At 69.3% G+C, this 26,602-nt stretch carries 22 protein-coding genes; 14 read left to right on the forward strand and 8 right to left on the reverse strand.

What is annotated here, in order from left to right; all coding sequences use genetic code 11:
- The first annotated feature begins 69 nt into the window (after nucleotides 1-69).
- Both ACFVVM_RS18750 and ACFVVM_RS18755 read left to right on the forward strand, forming a co-directional pair.
- Nucleotides 70-768, forward strand: coding sequence for a sirohydrochlorin chelatase (locus tag ACFVVM_RS18750; RefSeq protein ID WP_387620867.1), 699 nt, complete (start codon nucleotides 70-72; stop codon nucleotides 766-768).
- 167 nt (nucleotides 769-935) lie between these two features.
- Nucleotides 936-1,856, forward strand: a complete 921-nt coding sequence (locus ACFVVM_RS18755; RefSeq protein WP_387619582.1) for a hypothetical protein — start codon at nucleotides 936-938, stop codon at nucleotides 1,854-1,856.
- Here ACFVVM_RS18755 and ACFVVM_RS18760 read toward each other — a convergent pair.
- The gene (locus tag ACFVVM_RS18760) at nucleotides 1,846-2,793 is read right to left on the reverse strand and encodes a GlxA family transcriptional regulator (RefSeq protein ID WP_387619584.1); all 948 of its coding nucleotides are present in this window, start codon (nucleotides 2,791-2,793) and stop codon (nucleotides 1,846-1,848) included. The two genes, ACFVVM_RS18755 and ACFVVM_RS18760, sit on opposite strands and share 11 nt — an antisense overlap.
- A gap of 129 nt (nucleotides 2,794-2,922) precedes the next feature.
- Between ACFVVM_RS18760 and ACFVVM_RS18765 the strand changes: the two genes are divergently transcribed.
- The 3 genes from ACFVVM_RS18765 to ACFVVM_RS18775 all read left to right on the forward strand — a co-directional run bounded on the left by ACFVVM_RS18765 (nucleotide 2,923) and on the right by ACFVVM_RS18775 (nucleotide 5,392).
- Nucleotides 2,923-3,873: an NAD-dependent epimerase gene (locus tag ACFVVM_RS18765; RefSeq protein ID WP_387619587.1), complete on the forward strand. Its 951-nt coding sequence runs from the start codon at nucleotides 2,923-2,925 to the stop codon at nucleotides 3,871-3,873.
- 182 nt (nucleotides 3,874-4,055) lie between these two features.
- Nucleotides 4,056-5,024, forward strand: a complete 969-nt coding sequence (locus ACFVVM_RS18770; protein WP_387619589.1) for an alpha/beta hydrolase — start codon at nucleotides 4,056-4,058, stop codon at nucleotides 5,022-5,024.
- A 32-nt stretch (nucleotides 5,025-5,056) separates the two neighbouring features.
- On the forward strand, nucleotides 5,057-5,392 hold the full coding sequence (locus ACFVVM_RS18775) for a TfoX/Sxy family protein (RefSeq protein ID WP_387619592.1): 336 nt from the start codon (nucleotides 5,057-5,059) through the stop codon (nucleotides 5,390-5,392).
- Nucleotides 5,393-5,448: 56 nt separating this feature from the next.
- Here the strand turns inward: ACFVVM_RS18775 and ACFVVM_RS18780 are convergent, their stop codons facing one another.
- Nucleotides 5,449-5,877 (reverse strand): Ig-like domain-containing protein, encoded by a 429-nt coding sequence (locus ACFVVM_RS18780; protein WP_387619595.1) that lies wholly within the window; start codon nucleotides 5,875-5,877, stop codon nucleotides 5,449-5,451.
- A 188-nt stretch (nucleotides 5,878-6,065) separates the two neighbouring features.
- Between ACFVVM_RS18780 and ACFVVM_RS18785 the strand changes: the two genes are divergently transcribed.
- Both ACFVVM_RS18785 and ACFVVM_RS18790 read left to right on the forward strand, forming a co-directional pair.
- The gene (locus tag ACFVVM_RS18785) at nucleotides 6,066-6,287 is read left to right on the forward strand and encodes a hypothetical protein (protein WP_387619597.1); all 222 of its coding nucleotides are present in this window, start codon (nucleotides 6,066-6,068) and stop codon (nucleotides 6,285-6,287) included.
- A gap of 146 nt (nucleotides 6,288-6,433) precedes the next feature.
- Complete coding sequence (locus tag ACFVVM_RS18790) at nucleotides 6,434-9,049, forward strand: LuxR C-terminal-related transcriptional regulator (RefSeq protein WP_387619600.1); 2,616 nt, start codon at nucleotides 6,434-6,436, stop codon at nucleotides 9,047-9,049.
- A 2-nt stretch (nucleotides 9,050-9,051) separates the two neighbouring features.
- Here ACFVVM_RS18790 and ACFVVM_RS18795 read toward each other — a convergent pair whose 3' ends face one another.
- Nucleotides 9,052-9,669: a TetR/AcrR family transcriptional regulator gene (locus tag ACFVVM_RS18795; RefSeq protein WP_387619603.1), complete on the reverse strand. Its 618-nt coding sequence runs from the start codon at nucleotides 9,667-9,669 to the stop codon at nucleotides 9,052-9,054.
- 115 nt (nucleotides 9,670-9,784) lie between these two features.
- Between ACFVVM_RS18795 and ACFVVM_RS18800 the strand changes: the two genes are divergently transcribed.
- From ACFVVM_RS18800 to ACFVVM_RS18825, 6 genes are all read left to right on the forward strand, one after another.
- Nucleotides 9,785-11,155 carry a flavin-containing monooxygenase gene (locus ACFVVM_RS18800; protein WP_387619606.1) on the forward strand — a complete coding sequence of 457 codons (1,371 nt, stop codon included), beginning with the start codon at nucleotides 9,785-9,787 and terminating at the stop codon, nucleotides 11,153-11,155.
- A complete protein-coding gene (locus ACFVVM_RS18805) occupies nucleotides 11,155-12,297 on the forward strand; it encodes a serine hydrolase domain-containing protein (RefSeq protein ID WP_387619609.1) in 1,143 nt (380 codons plus the stop codon). The genes ACFVVM_RS18800 and ACFVVM_RS18805 overlap by 1 nt, the downstream gene beginning before the upstream one ends.
- 2 nt (nucleotides 12,298-12,299) lie before the next feature.
- The gene (locus ACFVVM_RS18810; RefSeq protein WP_387620869.1) at nucleotides 12,300-13,343 is read left to right on the forward strand and encodes an NAD(P)-dependent alcohol dehydrogenase; all 1,044 of its coding nucleotides are present in this window, start codon (nucleotides 12,300-12,302) and stop codon (nucleotides 13,341-13,343) included.
- A gap of 10 nt (nucleotides 13,344-13,353) precedes the next feature.
- A complete protein-coding gene (locus ACFVVM_RS18815; protein ID WP_387619612.1) occupies nucleotides 13,354-15,018 on the forward strand; it encodes a class I adenylate-forming enzyme family protein in 1,665 nt (554 codons plus the stop codon).
- Between the two features lie 12 nt (nucleotides 15,019-15,030).
- The gene (locus tag ACFVVM_RS18820; RefSeq protein WP_387619615.1) at nucleotides 15,031-16,770 is read left to right on the forward strand and encodes an amidohydrolase family protein; all 1,740 of its coding nucleotides are present in this window, start codon (nucleotides 15,031-15,033) and stop codon (nucleotides 16,768-16,770) included.
- Between the two features lie 100 nt (nucleotides 16,771-16,870).
- Nucleotides 16,871-17,206 carry a hypothetical protein gene (locus ACFVVM_RS18825; protein WP_387619618.1) on the forward strand — a complete coding sequence of 112 codons (336 nt, stop codon included), beginning with the start codon at nucleotides 16,871-16,873 and terminating at the stop codon, nucleotides 17,204-17,206.
- Nucleotides 17,207-17,297: 91 nt separating this feature from the next.
- Here the strand turns inward: ACFVVM_RS18825 and ACFVVM_RS18830 are convergent, their stop codons facing one another.
- The 5 genes from ACFVVM_RS18830 to ACFVVM_RS18850 are packed head-to-tail and all read right to left on the reverse strand — an operon-like array spanning nucleotide 17,298 to nucleotide 25,386.
- Nucleotides 17,298-18,470, reverse strand: a complete 1,173-nt coding sequence (locus tag ACFVVM_RS18830; RefSeq protein WP_387619621.1) for an NADH:flavin oxidoreductase — start codon at nucleotides 18,468-18,470, stop codon at nucleotides 17,298-17,300.
- 56 nt (nucleotides 18,471-18,526) lie between these two features.
- Nucleotides 18,527-19,282 (reverse strand): respiratory nitrate reductase subunit gamma, encoded by a 756-nt coding sequence (gene narI, locus ACFVVM_RS18835; RefSeq protein ID WP_387619624.1) that lies wholly within the window; start codon nucleotides 19,280-19,282, stop codon nucleotides 18,527-18,529.
- On the reverse strand, nucleotides 19,279-19,959 hold the full coding sequence (gene narJ / locus ACFVVM_RS18840) for a nitrate reductase molybdenum cofactor assembly chaperone (RefSeq protein WP_387619627.1): 681 nt from the start codon (nucleotides 19,957-19,959) through the stop codon (nucleotides 19,279-19,281). Before narJ ends, narI begins: the two co-directional genes overlap by 4 nt.
- Nucleotides 19,956-21,647, reverse strand: a complete 1,692-nt coding sequence (gene narH, locus ACFVVM_RS18845; protein ID WP_387620871.1) for a nitrate reductase subunit beta — start codon at nucleotides 21,645-21,647, stop codon at nucleotides 19,956-19,958. The genes narJ and narH overlap by 4 nt, the downstream gene beginning before the upstream one ends.
- Before the next feature lie 10 nt (nucleotides 21,648-21,657).
- Nucleotides 21,658-25,386, reverse strand: coding sequence for a nitrate reductase subunit alpha (locus tag ACFVVM_RS18850; protein ID WP_387619630.1), 3,729 nt, complete (start codon nucleotides 25,384-25,386; stop codon nucleotides 21,658-21,660).
- Nucleotides 25,387-25,801: 415 nt separating this feature from the next.
- Here ACFVVM_RS18850 and ACFVVM_RS18855 point away from each other — a divergent pair, with 415 nt between their 5' ends.
- Nucleotides 25,802-26,593 (forward strand): helix-turn-helix transcriptional regulator, encoded by a 792-nt coding sequence (locus tag ACFVVM_RS18855; protein WP_387619633.1) that lies wholly within the window; start codon nucleotides 25,802-25,804, stop codon nucleotides 26,591-26,593.
- Nucleotides 26,594-26,602 lie beyond the last annotated feature (9 nt).

Here is a 26,602-nt window from a genome sequence, read left to right on the forward strand (position 1 = left end):
ACCGCGCGGCCGGGTGATCCGGCCCTGGTGCTCGTCGCGCACGGCACCCGCAGCGCGCGCGGCGTGGAGATGATCGCCGCGCTCGCCGACGCGGTGGCAACAGAGCTCGGCGCCGCGTATTCGGGGCGTGGCGCCGATGGTTCGGAAACCGAAGGGGCGGCGCCGAATCCGGCGCTGCGCACGGCCTTCGTCGACGTCCTCGGCCCTTCTCCGGCGGAGGTACTGCGTGACCTCGACGGTCCCGCCGTGCTGGTGCCCGCGTTCCTCGCCTCGGGATATCACGTCTACCAGGACGTTCCGCGCGAGGTCGCCGAGAGCGGCCACACCGCGGTCGCGGTGACCGCGGCCATGGGCCCCGACCCGGCCCTGACCAGGGTGATGGCGCTGCGTTTGCGGGCCGCCGGCTGGCGACCCGGTGACGCGGTGGTCTTCGCCGCCGCCGGTTCCTCGGATTCGCGTGCGCGCCAAGATGTTCGACGCGCGGCGGGCATGCTCGCCGAACAGCTCGGCGCGCCGGTGCGCATCGCCTACGTGGCGACCGGCGCTCCCCGCGTCCCCGAAACCGTCGCGGACCTGCGTGCCGCGGGCGCCGAACGGGTGTTCATCGCCTCCTATCTGCTGGCCCACGGCCTGTTCCATCAGCGCCTGCACGATGCCGGCGCCGATGGAGTGGCCGAGCCGATCGGCGTGCATCCCGCGGTGGTGCGCTTGATCGCCGATCGCTACCGCACCGCGGCGCGGGAACTGGTTCGCGCGCGCGTGCGCTGAGCGGGAGCTGGCTGGGTCGCGCGCGCGTGCTGAGCTGCCCATGGGTCCGGTCGTTGCCGGGCTGAGGGTCACCGGGGGTTTGTAGCCGGACGCTTGCCCAGGAGTCGTCGATGTCGGCCGCTGCGGATAGGGTTGAGCTGATTCCGTTCGAAGGGGGAGCAGCCGCCATGACAGACCCGTCCGCAGGTCAGGGACAGCCGTCACAGGACGAGCCGACGTCGTATCCCGACGAGACGGTGGTGAGCCCGTGGTCGGCGCCCGCGCCGTCGCAGGGCGGGGCGATCCCGCAGCCGCCGAGCCCGCAGGGCAGCCCCCACCCGGGTGCGCAGGCATCGGATGCGGCGCAGCCGCCCTACCCGGGCGCGCAGTCCGCGTACCCCGCCTCGCAGCCGCAGTACCCCGTCGCGCAGCCGTACCCGGGCGCGCAGCCGCAGCACCCGGGTGCCCAGCAGCCGTACCCGGGCGCCCAGCAGCCGTACCCGGGTGGGCAGCCCGGCTCGGCTCAGACGCCGTATCCCGCCGCACCCCCGTATCCGGGCGGTCCGCAGGGGGCGTATCCCGGTGCTCCGCAGGCGGGCCAGGCCGGTCCGCGCGTGGTGCCGCAGAACATCCAGACCGCGTTCTACGTGATGCTGGCGGGCGCGATCGTCACCGTGCTCAGCGCGCTGTACTCGCTCACCACCATCTCCGACCTCAGGGCGGAGGCCGAGCGGTCGTCCGAGGGTGTGCTCAGTGAGTCCGGGATCGACATGATCGTCTACGGCGCCCTCGGCGGCGCCGTCATCGGCGCGTTGATCACCGCCGGACTGTGGGTGTGGATGGCCTTCACCACTCGCGCGGGCAAGAACTGGGCCAGGATCACCGGCACTGTGTTCTTCGGCATCAATGTGCTGTTCTATCTCTTCGGCCTGGTCAGCTTGTTCACCGGAGTCGAGGGGCAGCTCATCCCGGTGCTGTTCAGCACGGTCATCCTGGCGATCGGTATCGCCGCGCTGGTCCTGATCTGGAACCGCAAGTCCGCGCCGTACTTCGCCCCGCCCCCGCCGATCGGCTACCTGCCCTACCCCGGCTACCCGCCTAACGGGTAGTGGTGAAGTTCGCCCGATAGATACTCGGCGGCACACCGAGGTGGCGGATCATGTGCTGGCGCAGTGCTTCCGCCGAGCCGATCCCGCTGTGCCGGGCCACCTGGTCGACCGGTAGCGAAGTCGACTCGAGCAGTTCGCGGGCCCGGTGGATGCGCTGGTGCAGCAGCCACTTCTGTGGGCTCAGCCCGGTCTCGTCGTGGAAGCGCCGGGTGAGGGTGCGCACGCTGGTCCTGGCATGCTCGGCCAGTTCACGGAGTGACAGGGGAGTGTCGAGGCGTTCCATGGCCCAAGCCCGGGTGGCCGAGAGCGACAGATCGGTGTCCGGCGGGAGCGCGGTGTCGACGAACTGGGCCTGACCGCCGGGCCGGACCGGGGTCACCACGGCGGCGCGCGCGGCCGCGTTGGCGACGGTGGCGCCGTAGTCGGTGCGGATCAGGTGCAGGCACAGGTCGATGCCCGCGGCCGCGCCCGCGGCCGTGGTCACCGGGCCGTCCTCGATGAACAGCGCGTCGGCGCGCACCCGGATCAGCGGATGCTCGCGGGCGAGTTCGTCGGCGAGGGCCCAGTGCGTGGTGGCGGTGCGGCCGTCGAGCAGCCCGGCCTGGGCGAGGACGAAGGCGCCGCTGCAGATCGAGGTGACCAGCACACCGCGCTCGACGGCGCCGCGCAGGGCGGCGAGGGTCACCGGATCGGCATCGGTGCGGCTGCCGCTGCTGGGCACGATGACGGTGTCGGCGGTGTCGAGCACATCGAGACCGTGCCGGATGACCACGTCGAACCCGCCCGGCGTCGACGGCAGAACACCGGGATCAGCGGTGCAGACCACCACGCGGTACCCGGGGGCACCGTCGACCTCGACCGAGCCCATCAGCGTCTCGGGCATGGACAGGTCGAACGACTTCACCGGCGGAACGGCGACGACGGCGATGGTCTTCATGGCCTGATCCTTGGGATAGCTGGCATTCCGGCCACTAGTCTAGCGTTCGCCGGGGCGGCATCGTTGACGGTGCACGCAGGAACTTCCTGCCGTTGCATTCCAAAGATGTTGCTACAAAGGGGAATTCGCATGTCAACACATGTCGTCATCGGTCGTGGCGGTACCGCCACCGCCACCGCGCTGCTGCTAGCCGAATCCGGGGATGCGGTCCGGATGGTGAGCCGCAGCGGGCTGGGACCCGAGCACCCCGGCATCGACCGGGTGGCGCTCGACGCCCTCGACACCGACGCGCTGACCACGCTGGCCGCGGGCGCCGACACCGTGTTCAACCTGGCCATGCCCGCGTATCACACCTGGCCGGAAACCGTTCCGCCCCTGTTCGATTCGATCCTGCGCGCGAGCGAAGCGGCGGGCGCGAACCTGGTGATGCTGGGCAATCTCTACGGCTACGGTCCCGTCGACGGTGTCGTCACCGAGCGCACCCCGCTCGCGGCCACCGGCGGCAAGGGCGCGGTCAGGGCGCGCATGTGGACCGAGGCGCTGGCCGCGCACGAGGCGGGCAGGCTGCGGGTCACCGAGGTGCGCGCCGGGCAGTTCCTCGGGGTCGGCGCGGTCTCGATCTTCTCGCTGATGGTGCAGCCCGCGGTGCTCGCCGGGACGGCCGCCCAGGTGCCGCAGTCGCTCGACCTGGCGCACTCGTTCACCGCGATCGGCGACGCGGCCGCGACCTTGGTCACCGTCGCCCGTGACGACCGGTCGTGGGGCCGCGCCTGGCACGCACCGATGATCACCACGACAGTGCGCACCGCCGCCCGCGGGCTCGCGGAACTGGCCGCTGCGCCCGAACCCGACCTCGCGGTGCTCTCGGCCGCCGAGATCACCGAACTCGGCCGCGACGATCCGTTCTGGCCGGAACTGTTCGAGACCGAGCACATGTCGCATCGGGAGTTCGTTGTCGACGACACCGCCCTGCGCACCACCTTCGGCATCACCGCGTCGAACCTGAGCACGGTGCTTACCGAGGTGGTCGAGGCCGATGCCGCACCGGCGTCGGCGACCGGGTCGGGGTCGACGGCGTAGGTTGCCGGAAGTCCGCTGGTCGTCGGTCCGGCCGACCGTCCGCCGGATTGTGGAACCGCGACAACCGTCCACTCGGCGCACCACACCGAGCTTCGTGCGTGTTTTCCGGACGAATGCGCACAACCCGGACACGAACGGGGTAATGCCGGACGTTAGCCGGTCGGTGCGGCACACTCGACCTCATGCGTCGGCTCCTGTGCTGTCTGCTCGTCCTGTTCGGCTGCGGTCTCGTGGTCGCGCCCGCAGCCTCGGCCGCTCCGGGAATCCTGGAAGTCCGTCCGCTCGGCGGCAGGCAATTCGAAGTGGTCGTGTATTCGGCGGCGATGAATCGTCCGGTGACGGTGTGGATGTCGCATCCCGGTGCCGGCGCGCCCGCGCTGTATCTGCTCAATGCCGTCGACGGCGGCGAGAGCGGCGGGCCGTGGATGCGCCGCACCGATGTGGTCGACTTCTTCGCCGACAAGCCGGTCAATGTGATCGTCCCGATCGGCGGCCGCGCCAGCATGTACACCGACTGGCAGCGCGACGACGCGGCGCTGGGCCGCAACAAGTGGACCACCTTCCTCACCGCCGAACTGCCGCCGCTGCTCAACGAACGCTTCGGCATGAGTGGCGCCAACGGCGTTGCCGGACTGTCGATGTCGGCCACCTCCGCGCTGAACCTGGCCATCGCCGCACCGGGTCTCTACCGTGCCGTCGGCGCGTTCAGCGGCTGCACCCAGACCGCGAACGCGCTGGCTCAGACCCTGGTCCGCGCCCAGCTGGCCACCTTCGGCGCGGACGCCACCAACATGTGGGGCGGCCCCGGCGACCCGGCCTGGGCCGCCAACGATCCGGTCGTGCACGCGGAACGGTTGCGCGGCACCGCCATCTACCTGTCCTCGGGCAACGGCCTGCCCGGCCCGCACGAGGCGATCAACGCCCCGAGCATCGCGGGCAATGTCGGCGTCCTGCTCGACCGCCTGCTGGTCGGCGGCGTCATGGAAGCCGTGGTCGGCAGCTGCTCGAACCCGCTGGCCGGGCGCCTGGCCGAACTCGGTATCCCCGCCGATGTCCGCTTCCGGGCCGCGGGCACGCACGCCTGGCCCTACTGGCAGGACGACGTCCACGATTCCTGGCCGATGTTCGCCGCCGCCCTCGGCGCCCGATAGAACCTGTCGGTACCCCGGCGCACACTGAGACGATGGCATACGACGAGGAACTCGCCGAGCGGATCCGGGAGAGCCTTGACCCGGCATCGGATGTCGTCGAGAAGAAGATGTTCGGCGGACTCGCCTTCCTGATCGGCGGCAACATGGCGGTCGCCGTCGCGGGCGAGGACGGACTGATGGTGCGGGTCGACCGCGCCGAATTCGACGCGCTCCTCGACGCTCCCATCGCGACGCCGATGGTGATGGGCGGCCGGGAGATGACCGGCTGGATCCTGGTGACGCCAACGGCTCTCGACGACGACGCGGGCCTGCGGGAATGGGTCGAGCGCGGGGCGGCCTACGCCAGAACCCTGCCGCGAAAACGCTAGATCCTGGACACGGCAACGGCCGCCGCGATCGGAGTCGCGGCGGCCGTCGGGACGAACTAGCCCGCCGAGCCGGTGAGCAGACCGCCCAGATCGGCCGAGCCGGTGCCGCCACCGCCGGGCGGCGTGGTGGGCTTCTCGGCGACCTCGACGGTGATCGTCTTGGAACTGATGATCTCCTGGACCGCCTTGAGCTGGTGGGTACCGGCCGAGGTCGGGGTCCAGGTGATGGTCGCCTTGCCGTTCTTCACCGCGACCGGCTCACCGATCTGGGTGCCGTTGTCGGTGAAGGTCACCGAGAACAGGAACGAGGTCGCGGTGACGTCGGCGGTGACGGTGTACGGCGTGCCCACGTAGTGGGTGCTGCCGCTGACCGTGATGCCCTGCACGAGTGCCGAGGCCTGCGGTGCCGCCAGCACCAGTGCTGCGGCGATCGCGGTGCCTGCTGTGAGTCCGAAACCGGCGCGTCGTGCCTGGTGGGTCTGCATGATGTTCTCCTGTTCGCGCTGTCCCACGGAGCGTGGTGAGCGCGACATTAGCCACCGGACGCGACCGCTGTCCCCAAAACTGAAATAAAGATGTTTAAAATCAGGATGACCGGTGAGACGCAGGTGACGCCCGAAAATCACCCGCAGGGGATGAGGCGGCCGCGCCGACCGGCCGCGACACTTGTCCCATGTCGACGTCCGGGCCCCGCCGCTACCAGTTCGTCATCGAGGGCGAGCTGACCGAGCGTGTCCTCGCGGCATTTCCGGAGCTGCGCCCCAGCGCGCATTCACCGACCGGGACCACCACGCTCTACGGCGTCATCGCCGACAACACGGCCATGCGCGGCGTGCTCGCCCGCCTCGACACCCTCGGCCTCACCCTGCTCGGCATGTCCCAGCTGCCCGACTGATCGATGAACCTCGGCGATCACGTCGATCTGATAACGAGCGGCCGTTCGGCCCGCCACTGGCAAACGCACAGCCGTCGTTTCGCCTACCGTCGAGCTCTGCGGATCTCACCGCCGCGCGGTGAAACTGCGAGTTCAGGAGGGTGATGATGGCTTCGTCGTCGAGTTCGCTGGACTTCCACGGTGACAGCCCGGTGGTAGCTGTCGCCGGTCACAGCGGCACGATCCCGGACCTGTCCTTCGCGCCCGTGCGCTGCGGTGCGGCGTTCGCCCGCTTCGACCGGGCACTGGCCGCTGGCGGCCACACGGTGCTGCTGTGCGGTCCGGCCGGCAGCGGCAAGACCGTCGTGCTGGTCGACTGGGTGAGCAGGCTGCACCGCAAGCGTGGCCCGCGCGTGCTCTGGTCGACCGTCACCGATCGGCGCGCCGACGGCGGCGACCTGCTCGCGACGCTGTCCAGGATGCTCGACCCGGCCCCCGACCTCGGCCCCGACGGACTGCTGCGCACACCGGTGGATCGCGCCGCCGACCTGATCGCGGTGCTGGCCGAGGACGAGCCGACGGTGCTGGTGATCGACGACGCCCACCTGCTCACCGATCCGCTGCAACTGGCCGGTCTGGAATTCCTGCTCACCCACCTGCCGACCCAGTTCACCGTGCTGATCGCGGGCCGTTTCGATCCACCGCTGCGCTGGCACACCCTCGACCTGGCCGGTCGGCTCACCCGGATCGGTGCCGCCGAGCTCGCGCTCTCCCCGGACCGGATCGCCCAGCTGCTGGCCCAGCACGGCTGCCGCCTCGACGACGCCGAACTCGCCGTGGTGCAGAACCTGACCCGCGGTTGGGCCGCGCTGGTCCGGATCGCGGCCATCTACCTGTCGGCCAACGCGGCCGACCGCGACACCGCGCTCACCGCGCTGGCCCGCCCCTCGCACGCGGTCGCCGACTTCCTGGTGGCCGAACTCCTCGACTCGCTCCCCGCGCCGACCCTCGACTTCCTGCTCGCCACCGCGGTGCCCGCGCAGTTCTGCCTGCCGCTGGCCGAGGAACTGGCAGGCGAGGACGCGGCCAGGATCATCGACGAACTGCTGCGCGCCAATTTCCCCCTGCAGACCGTCGCGCACGGGGGCGAACTCTGGCACACCTACCATCCGCTGCTGCGCGCCTACCTGCTCGCCGAGGCCGTGCACACCAGGCCGGAACGGCTGACCGCCGGTCATCGCCGGGTTGCCGAGTGGTTCACCGCCGCCGCCATGCCCGTCCCCGCGCTCGAGCACGTGCTCGCCGAGCCGGGCGCACCCGGTCTCGCGATCTTCCTGCGGGAGTGGGGCCCGCGGATGGTGCTCGTGGGTGCGGGGCACACTCTCCTCGCGGCGGTCGAGCACGTACCGGACCTGGCCGAGGACACCTTCGTGCGCCTGCTGCGCGCGGCCGTCGCCGTGGAGTCGGGCGATATCGCGGCCGCCGAGGTCTACCTCGAAGCCGCCCATGTCGGCGGACTCTCCCGGCTGGCCCCCGCCGATCTGGTGCACGCGCTCGACCAGGCCGTGAGCGCGGGAGTCGCTGTGCTGGTGGGTGATTCGGCGTCGACGCGGTGGCCGCTGCCCGCGCTGACCGGGCACCACGATCTGGACTGCTACGCCGCGCTGCACTGCGGCACCGCCGAGGTCTTCGGTGGTGACGCCGAGGCGGGCGCGACGGCGCTGCGTCACGCCATCGTGCACGCCGAGGAGGCGGGTCTCGGGCGGGTGGCCGTGCGCGCGCGCACCGCGACCGCCATGGCGGCGGGCGCCGCGGGCCGGGTGGGGGAGCTGCGCACCCTGGCCGCGCAGGCCATCGACTGCGCGCGCCGCCACGAGCTCACCGGGTCCACCGAAGCGGCGCTGGCCCGGATGATCGCGGCCCACGGCGCCTATCGGCAGGGAATGGAGTTCGAGCGCCCGCTGCCCAATCTGCCGGGGTCGACCGCGCACGAGTCCATGGTGCCCGCCCCGTTACGTCAGGCCGCGATCGTGATCGGCCTGCTGAGCTTCGCGGACACCACCGACCGTGCCGCCGCCGCGACCGTCATGAGCAAGCAGGTGCACCGGCTGCTCGACGAGTCGCCGCTGCTGTTCGGACTCGGCGCGCAGATCGTCGACGTGCTGTGGCTGCTGCTGCGGCTGCAGGCGCGCGCCGATGCCCAGCAGCTGGTCGACCACGCGGCGCGCGCGCTCGGCCCGGTGCCAGAGCAGGCGGTCGCCGAGGCGGGCTTGGCCGTCTACACCCACCGCCCCGCCGCCGCGATGACCCTGCTCGAGCCGCTGCTCGCCGGTGCCCCGGTGCTCGGGCCGGGGGCGCTGGTGACGGCCTGGCTGCTGGTCGCGGTCGCCGCCGACCGGCTCGATCGTCCCCGCAAGGTCGACGACGCGATCGAACAGGCCCTCGCCCACGCCGACGGCGAGCAGCTGATCCGCCCGTTCCTCGACGTACCGGGCGCGGCCGAGCTCCTCGACCGGCTGGGTGGCCGGTTCGGCCGCTACGACGCCTTCGTCGACCGGATCCGCGCCCAGCGCGGCGCGGCCGTGGGCGCGCCGCAGCTCACCGACACCGAACTCGTTGTGCTGCGCCAACTCCCGTCCGGGATGACGGCGATCAGCATCGCCCGCGACCTCGGCATCTCGGTGAACACCGTGAAGACCCACCTGCGCGGCATCTACCAGAAGCTCGGCGTGAACGCCCGCGCCGAGGCCATCGCGCAGGCCCGCGGTCTGGGCCTGCTCTGAGCTCACGGTGCCTGTAGCGCCGGGAACCAGACGTCGGTGAGGACCGTGGCGGCCTGCTCCGCGGTGACGTCGATGGTGCCCTGCATGGCCCAGCGGGTGAAGAACCGTTCCAGCTGGGCGACGAGCAGCTCGATCCGCAGCCGGGCCTCGTCGCGGCGGTGTTCGGGCCAGCGGGCCAGGTAGGCGGGCATGCTGTCGGCCAGGGTCATGATGCCCTCGCGCGCCACCGCCCGGAATTCGGGTTCCATCGCGGTGGCCTGGTCCCACGCCGGGAGCATGTCCCGGTTCACGCTGAACCAGTCGATGGCCCGGGACATCCAGCCCTGGAACGCGTCTCGGGAACCGGTGGTGAGTACGCGGTCCAGGTCGGCGTAGAAGAGCCGGACGCTGTTGAGCGTGCCCTCGTTCGCGATGGCGCGCAGCACCTCGGGTTTGCCGGTGAAGTGCAGGTAGAACGTGGCTCTGCTACAGCCGACCGCCGCGGCGATGTCGTCGACCCGGACATCGGAATAGCCCTGGGTCTCGAACAGCCCGCGCGCGGTCTCGACGATCCGGGCCCTGGTCAGGCGTTTCTGTTCCTCGCGCAGGGAGCCGCGGCGGGCGGTCGGTTCGGACGACATGGCCCCATCCTAGACGATCCGCTCATTCACTGGACATGATGTCCAGTGAGACGCTATCGTGTGGCTCACGTCACTTCGGCAGGGTCATCGTCGACCCGCCGCTCAGGAGTTGTGCATGAATACACGTGAATTGCCGAGGGTGTGCGTCATCGGCGCCGGGCCGTCGGGTATCACCGCCGCCAAACGTCTTGCCGAACACGGCATTCCGTTCGTCTGCTACGAAGCCTCCGACGAGGTGGGCGGCAACTGGTACTTCAAGAATCCCAACGGCATGTCGGCCTGCTATCAGAGCCTGCACATCGACACCTCCAAGTACCGCCTGCAATTCGAGGACTTCCCGGCACCCGCGGACTGGCCGGACTTCCCGCACCACTCCCAATTGCTGCAGTACTTCAAGGATTACGTCGACCATTTCGACCTGCGGCCCCACATCCGCTTCGACACCCTGGTCACCGCCGCCGAGCGGGATGACGACGGTATGTGGCGGGTCACGACGAGTACCGGCGACACCGAGATCTTCGACGCCCTCATCGTCTGCAACGGCCACCACTGGAACCCGCGATTCCCTGATTACCCGGGCGAATTCGACGGTGTCCTCATGCACAGTCACGCCTACAACGACCCCTTCGATCCGATCGACATGCGGGGCAAGCGGATCGTGGTCGTCGGGATGGGCAATTCCGGCCTCGACATCGCCTCGGAACTGTCCCAGCGATTCCTCGCCGAGAAACTGTTCGTCTCGGCGCGGCGTGGCGTCTGGGTGCTGCCCAAGTACGTCAACGGTCAAGTGGGGGACCGGCGGTCGATGCCCTCGTGGATTCCGGCGAAGGTCGCCTTGAAGCTCAAGCAGCGGTTCGTCCGCAAGAACCGCGGCGAGATGCAGAACTACGGCCTGCCCGCGCCCGATCACGAACCGTTCGAGGCGCATCCGTCGGCGAGTGAGGAATTCCTGCACCGCGCGGGCTGCGGTGATGTGGTGTGCAAGCCCGCGATCACCCGATTGGACGGCGACACCGTTCATTTCGCCGACGGCAGCAGTGAGCGGGTCGATGTGGTGCTGTGCGCCACCGGCTATCACATCAGCTTCCCGTTCTTCACCGATCCGGCCCTGGTCCCCGATGCCGCCAATCGGTTCCCGCTGTTCGCGATGATGATGAAGCCCGGCGTGGACAATCTGTTCTATCTCGGCCTCGCCCAGCCCATGCCCACGCTGGTCAACTTCGCGGAGCAGCAGAGCAAGCTGGTGGCCGCCTATCTGACCGGCCGCTACCACCTGCCCTCGCGCGAGCAGATCGATACCGCTGTGCGCGAACAGGAATCGGCCCGCACCGGGCGCTATTACGAGTCGCCGCGCCACACGATCCAGATCGAATTCGAGCCGTATGTGCGCCGCCTCGGCAAGGAATTGGAGCGCGGCGCCAAACGTGCTGCCGCGGCAGGCAATACGCTGCCGGTGTCGGCTCGGGCGACGGCGGGGGTGCGGTGATGAGCGCATCGGGATTCTGTCAGGACGAATTCGCCGGTGTGCGTGCGGTATTCGACGAACAACTCGATTCCGGTGCCGAACTCGGTGCCGCGCTGTGCGTCACCGTCGACGGCGATCCGGTCCTCGACCTGTGGGGCGGTCACGCCGATCCGGACCGCACCACGCCGTGGCGCGCCGACACCCTGGTCAACGTCTTCTCGGTCACCAAGACCATGACCGCGCTGTGCGCCCTGCTGCTCGTCGAGGCGGGCGAACTCGATGTCGACGAACGGGTGGCCCACTACTGGCCCGAGTTCGCGGCCGCGGGCAAGGGTGAGGTCGCGGTCAGGCAGCTGCTCGCGCACACCTCGGGCGTCTCGGGCTGGGACCGACCGATCGAACTGACCGACATCTACGACACCGAGGCCGCCGCCGCCCGCCTGGCCGCCCAGGCCCCGTGGTGGGAACCCGGCACCGCCTCGGGCTATCACGCGCTCAACTACGGCCACCTCATCGGTGAGCTGGTCCGCCGGATCACCGGCCGCACCCTCGGCCAGTTCTTCGCCGCCGAACTCGCGGGCACCCTCGGCGCGGACTTCCACATCGGCACCGGCCCCGAGCACGCCGACCGGATCGCCACCCTGATCCCACCGCAGCTGCCCGAGTTCGACCTGTCGACCCTCGACCAGGAAAGCGTGCTCATCAAGACGCTCACCAGCCCGCTGCTCGACATCGCCGAAACCGCCTCCGCGGGCTGGCGCGAGGCCGAGAACGGCGCGGTCAACGGGCACGGCAATGCCCGCTCGGTGGCCCGCGTGCAGTCGCTGATCGCCTGCGGCGGCGAACTGAGCGGCAGGCGATTCCTCTCGCCCGCCACCATCGACCTGATCTTCCGGGAGCAGGCCGACGGCATCGACCTGGCCCTGCTGACCCCGCTGCGCTTCGGCATCGGTTACGGCCTGCCCCGCCCGCAGACCTTCCCGCACATCCCGGACGGCCGGGTCTGCTGGTGGGCCGGGTACGGCGGTTCGATGGTCGTCAACGACCTCGACCGCCGAATCACCTTCGCCTACACCATGAATCGGATGGCCACCGGCCTGATCGGTTCCGACCGCTGCGACCAGTACCTGAAGGCGGTCTTCGACGCGGTGGGGCAGCGATGACCATGCGCGCGATGCAGCTGACCGCACCGGGCACCCTGGAACTGCGGACCGTCCCCATCCCCGAGATCGGCCCCGGTGACCTGCTGCTGCGGGTCGGGGCCGCCGGGATCTGCCACTCGGACTCCTTCGTCCTCGGCCTGCCGTTCCCGCTGCGCGAGGACCCGCTCACCCTCGGCCACGAGATCGCGGGCACCGTCGAAGCCGTCGGTGCCGACGTGGTGTACCGGGCGGTGGGTGAGCGCGGGATCGTCTACCTGTGCTGGTCGTGCGGGCAATGCCGAGAATGCCTGCGCGGCAACGAGAACGTCTGCCTGGCCGCCGGGCGCGGCGCGATGCCGCCGTGTCCCGGACTCGGCCCCGACGGTGGGATGGCCGAGTACGTGCGCATCCCGGCCAGTGCGTTCGTCCCGATCGGCGCCGAACTGAGTTTCGCCCAGGCCGCCCCGCTCGCCGATGCCGCCCTGACCCCGATGCACGCCATCCGCGGCGCCACCGACCAGCTCTGGCCGGGCGCGACCGCGGTCGCCATCGGCATCGGTGGCCTCGGCCACGTTGCGATCCAGCTGCTGAAGTCGACCACCGAGACCAGGGTGATCGCGGTCGACGTGAGTGCCGAGAAGCTCGACCTGGCCACCGCCTGCGGCGCCGATGTCACCCTGCTCGCGGGTCCGGACACCGCCGCCGCGATCCTCGAACTCACCGGGGGCCGCGGCGCGGAGGCGGTGTTCGACTTCGTCGGCTCCGACGCCACCGCGAAGCTGGCCGTCGAGACCGTCGCCCCGAACGGCGCCTACCGCATGGTCGGGCTCGCCGGCGGCGTCCCCGGCATCGACTCGGGCCCGGCGGGTGGGCCCGGCCTGCCCTGGGGTGCCACCGTCCGAAAGTCCTACGGCGGCACCAGAAACGACCTGACGGCGGTGGTCGCGCTGGCGGCCGAGGGCGCACTGCGCGTGGAGGTCGAATGCTTCGACCTCGCCGCGGCCCGCACCGCTTTCGACCGACTCGACGCAGGCGCGATCCGCGGACGCGCCGTGCTCATTCCCTGATGGAGGAAACATGACCGAAGCAGTATCTCCCCAAACAGACCCCCAGACCTTCGTGGCGCAGGTCGCCGCGGGCCTCACCGCGCCCGGCGCGCCCTTCGAGATGACCGTCGAGACCGTGCTCGGCGCCGAGATCCCGGTGCTCGCGCACCGCCGCCACAGCCTGCGCGAACTCCTCGAGCACTCGCTGACCTGGGGCGAGCGCGACTATCTCGTCACCGAGGACCGCCGGATCTCCTTCGCCGAGCACGCCGTCGCCGCGGGTGCGCTCGCCACGGCGCTGGCCACCCGCTACGGCGTCGGCAAGGGCGACCGGGTCGGCATCTTCGCCGCCAACGGCCCCGACTGGGTGATCGCGTTCTGGGCCGCGCAGTGTCTGGGCGCGATCCCGGTCGGCTACAACGCCTGGTGGGCGCCACCGGAGATCGCCTACGGTCTCGACCACACCACCCCGACCGTGGTGCTCGCCGACGCGAAAAGAGCCGCGCGCCTGGCAGAGTCGGGCACCGACCTGCCGGTGCTCACCTTCGAGACCGAGCTGCCCGCGCTGATCGCCGAATACAGCGGTGGTGAGATCCCGAATACCCCGGTGGGCGAAGACGATCCGGCCGTGATCCTCTACACCAGCGGCACCAGCGGCCGACCCAAGGGCGTAGTGCATTCGCAACGAAACCTGGTGGCGGTCAGCGACTATCACCGCTTCACCGACGCGATGCTGGCCGCCTTCACCGGGCAGCCACCGGGCGACGGCCCGAGCGACCGGCGCTACCTGGTCACCGCACCGCTGTTCCACATCGCCAGCCTGCACAATCTGGTCATCCCGCGCCTGGTCACCGGCGCCTCGGTGGTGTTCCCGGACGGCGCGTTCGAGGTGGACCGGGTGCTGCGCCTGGTCGAACGCGAGCACGTCACCAACTGGGCGGCCGTGCCGACCATGGCGAGCAGGCTGCTCGACCACGACGTGTCCCGCTACGACCTGTCCTCGCTGAGCGCCCTGTCGCTGAACTCCGCGCCGTCCTCACCCGCGCTGCTCGACCGGCTGCGCACCCACCTGGCCGGTGCCCAGCTCGCCCTCACCACCAGCTACGGCCTCACCGAGAGCGGCACCGCCGCCACGGTGGCGACGCCGCTGGACCTGGCCGTCGACCCGGAATCGGTGGGCCGCCCCATCATCGGCGTCGCCGTGGAGGTCCGCGATCCCGAGGGCGCGGCGCTGCCGGATGGTGAAGAAGGCGAGATCTGCATTCGCAGTCCGTACGTCATGCTCGGCTATTGGAACGACAAGGGTGCGACCGCCGCCGCGATCGATGGTGAACGGTGGCTTCGCTCCGGCGATTTCGGCGTGCTCACCGACGGCAGACTGACCGTCGCGGGCAGGCGCACCGACCTGATCCTGCGCGGCGGGGAGAACGTGTACCCCACCGAGATCGAGAACGTGCTCGCCGAACATCCCGCGGTCAGCGACTGCGCGGTGTTCGGTGTCGCCCACCCCGATCTGGGCCAGGAGGTAGCGGCCGTGGTGGTCGCCGAACCGGGCGCGGTCGACACGGAGGAACTGCGCGCCTACCTGGCCGCGCGGCTGGCCTATTTCAAGGTGCCGGCCCGCTGGCGGATAACCTCGGAAGCGTTGCCGCGCAACGCGACCGGCAAAGTCACGCGGCGCGAGCTCGCGTTGTAAGAGGGGGCAGCAATGTTCGACAGCATCATCAAGGGCGGCCGGTGGTTCGACGGCACCGGCGCCCCGTCCGCGATCCGACACCTCGGCCTGCGCGCGGGCAGGGTCGCCGAGATCTCGGCGACCCCACTCGACGAAGCCGGGTGCCCGCGGGTCGTCGACGCCACCGGCAAATGGGTGATCCCCGGCATCATCGACATCCACACCCACTACGACGTGGAGGTCCTGCTCGACCCGGCGCTGGCGGAATCGGTGCGCCACGGCGTCACCACGGTGCTGCTGGGCTCGTGTTCGCTCTCGACGGTGCACGTCGACGGCGAGGTGGCCGGTGACCTGTTCGGCCGGGTGGAGGCGATTCCGCGCGAATACGTCGTCAGCGCGATGGCCGAGGTGCAGACCTGGCGCACCGCCGCCGACTACGTCGCCGCGCTCGAACAGCTCCCGCTCGGCCCGAACGTGGCGAGTTTCATCGGCCACTCCGACATCCGGGCCGCGGTCATGGGCCTGGACCGCTCGACCCGCAAGGAGGCGCGACCGAGTGCCGCCGAACTCGCCGAGATCGAAGACAAGCTGATCGCGGCGCTCGACGCGGGCTTCGTCGGAATGTCTTCGCAGCAGCTGCTTTTCGACAAACTCGACGGCGTGCAGTGCCGCTCCCGGACCCTGCCGTCCACCTACGCGACGAGCAAGGAACGGCACCGGCTCAACACCATCCTGCGCGAGCGCGGCCGCGCGCTACAGGGCGGACCCGATATCGCCAGCCCGACGAGCCTGGTGTCGATGGCGGTGTCGAGCATCGGGCTGTGGCGCAATCCGCTGAAGGTGAGCCTGCTCTCGGCCGCCGATGTGAAGGCGGTACCGGGCGCCGCGAAGATGTTCCCCGCCGTCGGCAAGATCATCAACGGGCTGCGCGGGAACTTCCGCTGGCAGCATCTGCCGGTGCCGTTCGAGGTGTACTCCGACGGGATCTCGCTGCCGGTGTTCGAGGAATTCGGTTCCGGTGCGGCGGCTCTGCATCTGGCCGACCACATCGACGAGCAGCGCCACCTCATGCAGGACGAGGACTATCGCCGCGCGTTCCGCAAGGACTACGACCAGAAGTACGGGCCCCGGGCCTGGCACCGCGACTTCTTCGACGCCGACATCGTGGCCTGTCCCGACGAGTCCGTGCTCGGCAAGACCTTCGGTCAGGTCGGTCTCGATCGCGGTGGGCTGCATCCGGTGGACGCGTTCCTCGACCTCGTCGTCGAGCACGGCGACAAACTGCGCTGGCGCACCACCATCTCCAATCACCGCCCCGAGGTCCTCGACATCCTGGCCGCCGACCCCTCGGTCCAGCTCGGTTTCTCGGACGCGGGCGCGCACCTGCGCAACATGGCCTTCTACAACTTCGGCCTGCGCCTGCTGCGCCGCGTCGCCGACGCCGTGGACTCCCCGCGCCCGTTCCTGACCGTCGAACAGGCGGTGCACCGGCTCACCGGCGAGCTCGCCGACTGGTACGGCATCGACGCGGGTCACCTGCGCGTGGGTGATCGCGCCGATGCCGTCGTCATCGATCCCGCCCACCTCGACGACACGCTCGACGCCTACGCCGAGCATCCGGTCGCCGTGTTCGGCAATCTCTCGCGGATGGTCAATCGCAACGACGCGACGGTCACCGCCGTGTTCGTCAACGGGCGCTATGTCTTCGGCGCGGGCGTCGCCGATCCCGCGCTCGGCGCCGAGCGAACGGGGAACTTCCTCCGCGCCGGGTGAGGGCGCGTTCCGGGGCTGGTGCGCGCTGGCTGGGTGGGGATCTGGGACAGTCACCTCAGGCCGTGTGCACCTCGCCCGGACGTCAGCGAGAGGATTCGAGATGTCGGATGCGAAACGGATCACCTGGGGTAAGCCACGCCGCCCCAGCGACGCCGACCGCGACGCGCTGCGCGAGGACCTGCTCACCCGCGCCCACGCGGTCCGCGCCGACGGCTGGGCGCCCTACCGCGCCGAATGGTCCACCGGCCAGCTCGCCGTCGTCGCCTACCTGCTCGGCGACGCCGAGGTCCTCGCCGAACTCGAGGAATCCGAGGGCGCCGTCCTCACCCGCTACGCCGCCGACCTCTTCGGCTTCGTCGACGGCCGCAAAGACGTCGAAAAGGGCCTCACCGCCACCCAGTCCTGGTTCGACACCGTCCGCAAGGCACTCGCCTAGCACCTGGACGGTTGATCACCAGGCTGTGGTGGCGTCGGCTTCTCGGCCGATACTCACCGGAGAGCCTGGTGATCAACCGTCCGACTCGGGATCAGGTGGCGGCCGGGGTGCGGAGGATGCAGTGGGTGGTCGTGTAGATGCTCGGCATGCACTCGTTGCAGTGGGTGCACAGCGAGCGGGTGGTCGCGTCGGTGTGCCAGCGGTTGATCAGGTCCGGTTCGCGGAGCAGGGCGCGGCCCATGGCGACGAAGTCGAAGCCTTCCGCGCGCGCCTGTTCGGCGGTGGCGAGGTCGGTGATACCGCCGAGCAGGATCAGGGGTAGCGAGAGTTCCTCGCGGAATCGGCGTGCCTTGTCGAGGAGATAGGCGGGGCGGTAGGGGTATTCGCGCAGGAACTGTTTGCCGACCAGCTGGAGGCCCCAGCGTGCGGGGATCGGCAGCACCTTCGCGAAGTTCTTGCGTGGGGCGTCACCGCGGAAGATCGCCATCGGGTTGAGCAGGGAGCTGCCCGCGGTGAGCTCGAGCGCGTCGAGGGCGCCGTCCTCCTGGAGCCAGGCCGCCACCTGTACCGACTCCTCGATCGAGAACCCGCCTCGCACACCGTCTTCCATGGTGAGCTTGGCGGTCACCGCGATCGTGTCGCCGACCGCGTCGCGCACCGCGCGCACCACTTCCCTGGCGACCCGCGCGCGATTGACGAGCGCGCCGCCGTAGTCGTCCTTGCGGCGATTGAGCATCGGGCTCAGGAAGGCGCTGGCCAGATAGTTGTGCCCGAGATGCACCTCCACCGCGTCGAACCCGGCCTCGCGCGCGAGCCGCGCCGCCCTGGCATGCGCGGCGACCACCTCGGCGATCCCGAGCGCGTCGGGCACCTTCGTGAACCGCATCCCCAGCGGATTGAACATCCGGCTCGGCGCCAGCGCGGGCGCCCGATTGGACTTGGCATTGGCCACCGGCCCGGCATGCCCGAGCTGCGCGCTGATCGCCGCGCCCTCGGCGTGCACGGCATCGGTGAGCCGCCGCAACCCCGGCACCGCCTCGGGCCGCATCCAGATCTGATGCCGATCCGTCCGCCCACCCGGCGCCACCGCGCAATAGGCGACCGTCGTCATCCCCACCCCGCCCGCCGCGACCTCTCGATGGAATTCCACCAGCTCATCGGTCACCAGCGCTTCAGGCGTGCGCCCCTCGAACGTGGCCGCCTTGATCACCCGGTTCCGCAGGGTGAGTGGTCCGAGACGGGCTGGTGCGAGGACATCGCTCATGCCAAAAGTGAAACACGTTACATTTTTGCTGACAAGGGAAGTGTCCCGCTGAGCGGTTACCAGCGGTCGGGGGTGACCGGGGCGTCCCAGGCCTTGGCGAAGCGGGTCTTGTCCTTGGCCTTGACTTCTTTGCGGCGGTAGACGATGTAGGGGCGGGTGAGGTAGCCGATCGGGGCGCTGAACATGTGGACGAGGCGGGTGTAGGGCCAGGCGAAGACCAGGGCCAGTACCACCAGGCCGTGGAGTTGGAAGGTCCAGGGGACGCCGACCATCAGCGCGGGTTCGGGGTGCATGGTGAACAGGCTGCGGAACCAGGGGGAGACGGTGTCGCGGTAGTTGTAGGTGCCCCAGGCGAGGTTGGAGCCCCAGGTGTTGAGCAGGCCGGTGACCAGTGCCAAGGTCAGCAGCGTGTACATGAGCACGTCGTTGCGGCTGGTCGACTTGCGCACAGCGGGAACGGCGACACGGCGATAACACAGGATCGCCACCCCCGCCACGACCATCAACCCCGCGATCGACCCCGCTCCCACCGCGACGAGATGGTAGGTGTGGCGCGAGATGCCGATGGCATCGGTCCACGACTGCGGGATCAGCAGGCCCATCACATGCCCGCCGAACACACCGAGCATGCCGAAGTGGAACAGCGGACTGCCCAGCTGCAGCAGCTTGGATTCGTAGATCTGCGAGGACCTGGTGGTCCAGCCGAACTGGTCGAACCGGTAGCGCCAGACATGGCCCAGCACAAAGGAAGTCGCCGCGATGTAGGGCAGGATCAGCCACAGGCCTTCGGGGACGGGGATGGTGGCGTTCATCTGCGGCCTTCCGTGGCGTCGAACAGGGCGGGGTCCATGGCGAAGGGTTCCAGGCCGACCTCTTCCTCGGGCGGGCCCTGGGCGGCGAGTTCGGCGATGCGGCGGCGGTCGGCGGTGGTCACCGGCGGCAGGGTCGACAGCACCGCGCCGAGCACGCCGGAGTAGGGAGAGTTGTTGTCGCCCAGCGACAGTCGAAGCAGTTCGAGCACCGGCACGTGTTCGCCGAGCAGGCGTTCGCCGCCGATCGGGTCGACGGTGGCGGCGAATTCGAGCAGCACCGGCAGGTGGTCGGGCAGTTCCTCGTCGCCGAGTTCCACCCCGGCCTGGCGGTAGGCGTGCTTGAACCGCAGCAGTGCCATACCGCGCTTGCGGGTGTCGCCGTAGGCGTAGAAGGTCAGGTGCAGGCTGGCGCGGCGGCGCATGTCGAAGGTCTCGACATAGCTCTGCGCGGACTCGATGGCCGGGGTGTCACGCAGGTAGGTGAGCAGCTCGGTGAAGTGCGCGCGCACCTCCTCCGGCAATTCGGCTGCGGCACCGGTCATCTGGTCCAGGAGCGCCAGGGTCTGCTCGCCCGGATAGTCGAGCAGCAGCGCGGCCAGCCGCCACACGACCCGGCGGTCGTGCTCGCTCATGGCCGTGACCGGCTGCGGTCGCCGACGGATCGAGAGCAGGCTCATCGCGCCGCACCACTCACGGTGGGGTCGGCGACGGCAGCGCCGTTGCTGCCGTGGCCGTTGCTCCCCACGGCGCCGTTGCCGTTCGTGGCGGGGGCAAGCTTGTCGGTGCTCGGCACCAGGCCGCTGGTGTCGCGGCCGTCCCAGTTGAGCAGATTGATCCGTCCCGACTTCTCCTCGGGCGCGGCCTGATTCGTGTCGGTCAGCGAGAACTTCTCGACCATCTGATCGAACGCGGTCATGCCGGGCCCGCCGTCGGTGTCGAGACTGCAGCCGGTGGCCAGCGAATCCAGTTCGTGCGCACGGGAGGTCGCGCCGGAGGGGATCACGTACCGGTGTTCGTACTTGGCGATGGCCAGCAGCCGGTACATCGCCTCGATCTCCTCGGGTTCCAGGCGGATCGACGGCGCGATGCCGGGATCGGGTTCCTCGCCGAGATTCACCGACCGCATGAACGCGCGCATTCCGGCCAGTCTTTGCAGCGAGGCGCGCACCGGACCCACGTCACCGGCGGTGAACAGTTCGGCCAGGTACTCCACCGGGATGCGCAGCGCGTCGATGGCGCCGAACAGATTGTCGGCGTTCTCGCCGTCGTGCCCGGTCTCGGTGAGCACGTCCACCACCGGCGAGAGCGGCGGCACGTACCAGACCATCGGCATGGTCCGGTATTCCGGATGCAGCGGCAGCGCCAGCTGGTAGTCCACGATCAGCTTGTAGACCGGGGAATCCTGCGCGGCGGCAATCCATTCCGTGGAGATACCCGCCGCCTCGGCCTCGGCGATCACGCGCGGGTCGTGCGGGTTGAGGAAGACGCCGAGCTGGGACGGGTACAGATCCTTGTCCTCGGTCACCGAGGCCGCTTCCAGGACCGCGTCGGCGTCGTAGAGCATCACGCCGATGTAGCGCAGCCGGCCGACGCAGGTCTCCGAGCACACCGTCGGAATGCCGACCTCCACGCGCGGGTAGCAGAAGGTGCACTTCTCCGCCTTGCCCGTCTTGTGGTTGAAGTAGATCTTCTTGTACGGGCAGCCGGTGATGCACTGGCGCCAGCCGCGGCACTTGTCCTGGTCGACGAGCACGATGCCGTCTTCCTCGCGCTTGTAGATCGCGCCCGAGGGGCACGAGGCGGCACACGAGGGATTGAGGCAGTGCTCGCAGATGCGCGGCAGGTAGAACATGAAGGTCTCTTCGAACTCCAGTTTCACCTTGTCCTCGAGCTTGCCGAGCAGGGGGTCCTTGCCGACCGCCTCGGGACCCGAGCCCAGGTCGTCGTCCCAGTTCGCGCCCCAGGTGACCTTGGTGTCCTCGCCGGTGATCAGCGATTTCGGCCGCGCCACCGGGGTGGTGTCGGTGGGCGGGGAGGACAGCAGATTGTCATAGTCGTAGCTCCACGGCTCGTAGTAGTCGTCGACCGTGGGCAGGTCCGGATTGGCGAAGATGTTCATCAGCCGCTTGAACCGCGAACCGGACTTGAGCGAGAGCTTGCCGCGCTTGTTGAGCGTCCAGCCGCCCTTCCACTTCTCCTGATCCTGGTACTGACGCGGATACCCCTGTCCCGGACGGGTTTCCACATTGTTGAACCAGACGTACTCGGTGCCACCACGATTGGTCCACGCCTGCTTGCAGGTGACCGAGCAGGTATGACAACCGATGCACTTGTCCAGGTTCATGACCATGGCGAGCTGAGCCATAACGCGCATGTCAGTACTCCACTTCTTGCGAGCGCCTGCGGATCGTGGTGACCTCGTCACGCTGGTTTCCGGTGGGCCCGTGGTAGTTCAGGGCGAAGGACTGCTGGGCGTAGCCGCCGATGAGGTGCGAGGGCTTGATCAGCACACGGGTCAGGGCGTTGTGGATGCCGCCGCGCTTGCCCTTGCCGACCTTGGTGTCCTCGGTGCCCTCGATGCGCGGCACATCCACCGCGCGGTCCTGCGCGTGGTACATGAACACCGTGCCCTCCGGCATGCGGTGCGAGACGATGGCGCGGGCCACGACGATGCCGTTGCGGTTGATCGCCTCGATCCAGTCGTTGTCGGCCACCCCGATCTTGGCGGCGTCGCGATCCGACATCCAGATCGTCTGCCCGCCGCGCGAGAGCGTCAGCATGTGCAGGTTGTCCTGGTAGGCCGAGTGGATCGACCACTTGGAATGCGGGGTCAGGTAGCGCACGGTGACCCCACCCGCGCTCACGTTGCCGATGGACGGCTCGGCGAACAGCGCGGTCATGTCCAGCGGCGGCCGGAAGATCGGCAGCTGCTCGCCGAGTTCGATCATCCAGTCGTGGTCGAGATAGAAGTGCTGGCGGCCGGTGAGGGTGTGCCAGGGCTTGAGCCGCTCGACATTGATGGTGAACGGCGAATACCGGCGCCCGCCGCTCTCACTGCCCGACCACTCCGGCGAGGTGATCACCGGAACGGGCCTGGCCTGGGTGTCGGCGAACGAGATCCGTTTGCCCTCGGCCTCTTTGGCGAGATCGGCGAGTTCGGTGCCGGTGCGGCGCTCCAGCGCCTCGAAGCCCTCGACCGCGAGACGGCCGTTGGTGGTGCCCGACAGCGCCAGGATGGCCTCGGCGGAGTGGGTGTCCTTGGCCAGCGAGGGACGGCCCGCGGCGATCCCGGACACGATGGTGCCGTTCTGGCCCGCGAGGTATTCCACCTCGGCCTCGGGATAGGTGGTGATGCCCTTGGTGGTCACGCCGAGGGTGTCCACCAGCGGTCCCAGTGCCGCGAGCTTCTCGGCGATCTTGGTGTAGTCGCGTTCGATCTCGACGATCTTGGGCATGGTCTTGCCCGGAATCGGTTCGCACTCACCGGCTTTCCAGTCCAGCACCTTGCCGCCCGCCTGGGCGAGCGCGTCGGGGGAGTCGTGCTGCAGCGGTACCGCGACGATGTCCTTGCGGGTGCCGAGGTGCTTCTCGGCCAGCCAGGAGAACCCGCGCGCGATCCGGTGGAACGCCTCGAAGTCGGTCTTGGCCTCCCACGGCGGGGAGATGGCGGGGGAGAAGGCGTGCACGAACGGGTGCATGTCGGTGGAGGACAGGTCGTGCTTCTCGTACCAGGTGGCGGCGGGCAGCACGATGTCGGCGAACAGGGTGGTGCTGGTCATCCGGAAGTCCAGGGCCAGCAGCAGATCCAGCTTTCCTTCGGCGCCCTCCTCGCGCCATTCCAGTTCCTGGGGGCGCACGCCGGTGGCATCGGTGGTCTGCAGGTTGGAGCCGCAGCCGAGCAGATGCTTCTGGAAGTACTCGTTGCCCTTGCCGGAGGAGCCGAGCAGGTTGGCCCGCCACACGGTGAGCACGCGCGGGAAGTTCTCCGGGGCGTCGGGGTCCTCGCAGGCGAAGCGCAGGTCACCGGACTTCAACTGGGACACAACATGTTCGGCAGGGGTCGCGCCTGCCGCTGCCGCCTCGTCGCTGAGATCGAGTGGGTTGCGGTTGAAGGTGGGGTAGCTCGGCATCCAGCCCAGCCGGCTGGCAAGGGCGATGTTGTCGGCGGCCGTGCGTCCGGCGAAGGTGCCCTTGCCCAGCGGTGAGGCGAAGCTGTCGGAGGTGAACGGGTCGTAGCGCCACTGGTCGTTGGTCAGGTACCAGAACACGGTGCCCTGCATCTGGCGCGGCGGGCGCTGCCAGTCCGAGGCCGAAGCCAGTGTGGCCCAGCCGGTTACGGGACGGCACTTCTCCTGGCCGACGTAATGCGCCCAGCCGCCGCCGTTCTTGCCCTGGCAGCCGGTGAGCAGGGTCAGGGTGAAGAAGGCGCGGTAGATCTGGTCGGAGTGGAACCAGTGATTGGTGCCCGCGCCCATCAGGATCATCGAGCGACCACCGGAGCGTTCGGCGTTGTCGGCGAATTCGCGGCCGATGCGCGCGGCCTGCACGGCGGGCACGCCGGTGATGGTCTCCTGCCAGGCCGGGGTGTACGGCGATTCCGCGTCGTCGTAGCCCTTGGCCCACTCGCCGGGCAGGCCGTCACGGCCCAGGCCGTACTGGGCCAGCAGCAGGTCGAAGACGGTGGTGACGCGTTTGCCCGCAACGGTTTTCGTCGGGACGCCACGCAGGATCGGCTGGGCGGTGTCGGTGTCGAAGCGGGGCAGTGCGATCGTGGCGGGCGCGTCGTCGGTGTGGCCGAGCAGGGTGAGCAGCGGGTCGACGCCCTCGAGGTCGAGGTTCCACTTGCCCGCGTCCCCGGCATTGAACCGGTGGCCGAGAGAACCGTTGGGTACCACCGGGTTTCCGGCCTGGTCCAGCAGTACCGGCTTGTGCTCGACGCCCTCGCCGGTGTGCCCGAGGTCGGCGGCGGTGAGGAACTTGCCGGGCAGCGCGCCACCCTGATCCGCCGCCTCGTCGAGGCAGATCAGGTACGGCAGGTCGGTGTAGGTCTTGATGTAGTCGGTGAACATCGGAGTCTGCTTCTCCAGGAAGAACTCCTTGAGCACCACGTGCCCCATGGCCATGGCCAGTGCCGCGTCGGTGCCGGGGCGCGCGGCCACCCACTCGTCGGCGAACTTGGTGTTGTCGGCGTAGTCGGGGGAGACCACCACGACCTTCTGGCCGCGATAGCGCGCCTCGGTCATGTAGTGCGCGTCGGGCGTGCGGGTCACCGGGACGTTGGAGCCCCACATGATCAGATAGCCCGCGTCGAACCAGTCGGCCGATTCCGGCACGTCGGTCTGATCGCCGAACACCTGCGGTGAGGCCACCGGCAGGTCGGCGTACCAGTCATAGAAGGAGAGCATGTAGCCGCCGATCAGCGACACGAACCGGGCACCGGTGGCGTGGCTGACCATCGACATCGCGGGAATCGGCGAGAAGCCCGCCACGCGGTCGGGCCCGTACTGCTTGATCGTGTACACGTGCGCGGCCGCGGCGATCTCGGCGGCCTCCCACCACTCGGCCCGGACGAAGCCGCCCTTGCCGCGCGCGGTCTTGTAGGCCTTGGCCTTGACGGGGTCCTCGACGATGGACTCCCAGGCCAGCACCGGGTCCTTGAGCTCGGCCTTGGCCTTGCGGTACAGATCGAGCAGGGTGCCGCGCACGTACGGGTAGCGCACCCGGGCGGGGGAGTAGGTGTACCAGGAGAACGAGGCGCCACGGGGGCAGCCGCGCGGCTCGTACTCGGGCTTGTCCGAGCCCACCGAGGGGTAGTCGGTCTGCTGGGATTCCCAGGTGATCACGCCGTCCTTGACGTAGATCTTCCACGAGCACGAACCGGTGCAGTTCACGCCGTGGGTGGAGCGCACCACCTTGTCGTGCGACCAGCGATCGCGATAGAACTCGTCGGCATCGCGACCACCGACCTTGTACACCGATCGCTGGTCCGGCGAGACCTCGCCGCGCTGGAAATACTTACCGAGGTTCAGCAGCGAATTAACCACGACGCCCCCTTCGAGCTGTGAAATCGGGCTGTTGGCGCAACTGTAAGGAGGCGACCGCATCCCGCAAAACGAACTTTTCACATCCCTATTCGGGCCGTTGTGAGCTGTGAGCGCGGCGAAATCTCGTGGTCACCGGCTCGACCGCGGGTGCGTCCGACTGCTCGAGCGCGACCAGGGACAACGGGTTGGCGAACTGGCCGGACGCGATCGGTCCACACCGGCGTGGCGGGCCGCGGTGATCCTTCGGAAACGGTGGGTTCTCGGGCGGTTTACATTTGTTAACAGGCTCGGCGCACCCCCCTTTCGGCCACATTGTGCCGGTACGCACAGCCGATCCCACCCATTGTTTGCCTGTCGTTAACTACGGTGCAGGTTGTGCTGCCAAGATAAAGAAACCGCATCTTTTCCGGTCGGCATTCGGTTCGATACGGAAATGTCACCGAGGATGGTGCCCTGCAGACAGGGAGGGTTGGGGTTGGGACCGAAGTCATCGCCAGCGGGGTTCGACGGCCCACCGCGGCCGCCGACGCTCGGCGGGTTGCTGCGGCGGCTGCGCGACGACCGGCGGATCTCCCGCGAGAAACTGGCGTTCGCGGCCGGGGTCAGCACGAGCTACATCACCCACCTGGAAGGCGGCGACCGCGACCGCCCGACCCTGGCCGTCGTCGAGGCGCTGGTGCGCTATCTGGACCGGATCAGCCCCGTGACCGAGATCGAGCGCAGGCACCTGTTCGATCTGGCCGGGCTCGCCCCCGCCGACAATCCGACCGTCGATGACCTGCGCGCCGAGATCACCGACGAGATGCGGCGCACCCTGGCCCTGCAGGAACCCGATCTGGCCGCCTATGTCGACATCCGCTGGAACGTGCTCGCCGGCAACGAGTCGTATCACCTCGCCTTCCCCGGCCTACTCGACGACGTCAACATCCTGCGCTGGTTCTTCGGCAATCCGCTCTCGCGCAAGGTGATGGTGGAATGGGAGCGCGAATCCACCCTCACCGTGCACTGGCTACGCGGGCTGATCGGCCAGCAGGGCGGCGGCGCCTGGGCCACCGAGCTGCTGGCCGAACTCGCCGAGTACCCGGACTTCCGCCGCATCTGGGACGACGGCGACACCGTCTACGGCCGCGACCACACCGCCATGCGCCTGTGCGACCTGCGCACCGGCGAGCACTACACCGTCGACGTGCAGCTCTTCCGGCTCGATTCCGTCGCCCATCCCGGTCACATCCAGTACTACCTGGGCGTTCGTGTTCCCGAGGCGTGAGCAGGCGCG

It is taken from the genome of Nocardia sp. NPDC058176, assembly GCF_042883805.1.
Taxonomy (GTDB): Bacteria; Actinomycetota; Actinomycetes; order Mycobacteriales; family Mycobacteriaceae; genus Nocardia.

Excerpts from the sequence above, each read along its gene's own strand:
- narH (WP_387620871.1), bottom strand. The coding sequence starts at position 21,647 with ATGGCTCAGCTCGCCATGGTCATGAACCTGGACAAGTGCATCGGTTGT.
- ACFVVM_RS18795 (WP_387619603.1), bottom strand. The coding sequence starts at position 9,669 with ATGTCGTCCGAACCGACCGCCCGCCGCGGCTCCCTGCGCGAGGAACAG.
- ACFVVM_RS18815 (WP_387619612.1), top strand. The coding sequence starts at position 13,354 with ATGACCGAAGCAGTATCTCCCCAAACAGACCCCCAGACCTTCGTGGCG.
- ACFVVM_RS18765 (WP_387619587.1), top strand. The coding sequence starts at position 2,923 with ATGTCAACACATGTCGTCATCGGTCGTGGCGGTACCGCCACCGCCACC.
- ACFVVM_RS18830 (WP_387619621.1), bottom strand. The coding sequence starts at position 18,470 with ATGAGCGATGTCCTCGCACCAGCCCGTCTCGGACCACTCACCCTGCGG.
- ACFVVM_RS18780 (WP_387619595.1), bottom strand. The coding sequence starts at position 5,877 with ATGCAGACCCACCAGGCACGACGCGCCGGTTTCGGACTCACAGCAGGC.
- ACFVVM_RS18750 (WP_387620867.1), top strand. The coding sequence starts at position 70 with ATGATCGCCGCGCTCGCCGACGCGGTGGCAACAGAGCTCGGCGCCGCG.
- narJ (WP_387619627.1), bottom strand. The coding sequence starts at position 19,959 with ATGAGCCTGCTCTCGATCCGTCGGCGACCGCAGCCGGTCACGGCCATG.
- ACFVVM_RS18775 (WP_387619592.1), top strand. The coding sequence starts at position 5,057 with ATGGCATACGACGAGGAACTCGCCGAGCGGATCCGGGAGAGCCTTGAC.
- ACFVVM_RS18760 (WP_387619584.1), bottom strand. The coding sequence starts at position 2,793 with ATGAAGACCATCGCCGTCGTCGCCGTTCCGCCGGTGAAGTCGTTCGAC.
- ACFVVM_RS18810 (WP_387620869.1), top strand. The coding sequence starts at position 12,300 with ATGCGCGCGATGCAGCTGACCGCACCGGGCACCCTGGAACTGCGGACC.
- ACFVVM_RS18820 (WP_387619615.1), top strand. The coding sequence starts at position 15,031 with ATGTTCGACAGCATCATCAAGGGCGGCCGGTGGTTCGACGGCACCGGC.
- ACFVVM_RS18825 (WP_387619618.1), top strand. The coding sequence starts at position 16,871 with ATGTCGGATGCGAAACGGATCACCTGGGGTAAGCCACGCCGCCCCAGC.
- ACFVVM_RS18770 (WP_387619589.1), top strand. The coding sequence starts at position 4,056 with ATGCGTCGGCTCCTGTGCTGTCTGCTCGTCCTGTTCGGCTGCGGTCTC.
- ACFVVM_RS18850 (WP_387619630.1), bottom strand. The coding sequence starts at position 25,386 with ATGCGGTCGCCTCCTTACAGTTGCGCCAACAGCCCGATTTCACAGCTC.
- ACFVVM_RS18755 (WP_387619582.1), top strand. The coding sequence starts at position 936 with ATGACAGACCCGTCCGCAGGTCAGGGACAGCCGTCACAGGACGAGCCG.
- ACFVVM_RS18805 (WP_387619609.1), top strand. The coding sequence starts at position 11,155 with ATGAGCGCATCGGGATTCTGTCAGGACGAATTCGCCGGTGTGCGTGCG.
- narI (WP_387619624.1), bottom strand. The coding sequence starts at position 19,282 with ATGAACGCCACCATCCCCGTCCCCGAAGGCCTGTGGCTGATCCTGCCC.
- ACFVVM_RS18790 (WP_387619600.1), top strand. The coding sequence starts at position 6,434 with ATGGCTTCGTCGTCGAGTTCGCTGGACTTCCACGGTGACAGCCCGGTG.
- ACFVVM_RS18800 (WP_387619606.1), top strand. The coding sequence starts at position 9,785 with ATGAATACACGTGAATTGCCGAGGGTGTGCGTCATCGGCGCCGGGCCG.
- ACFVVM_RS18785 (WP_387619597.1), top strand. The coding sequence starts at position 6,066 with ATGTCGACGTCCGGGCCCCGCCGCTACCAGTTCGTCATCGAGGGCGAG.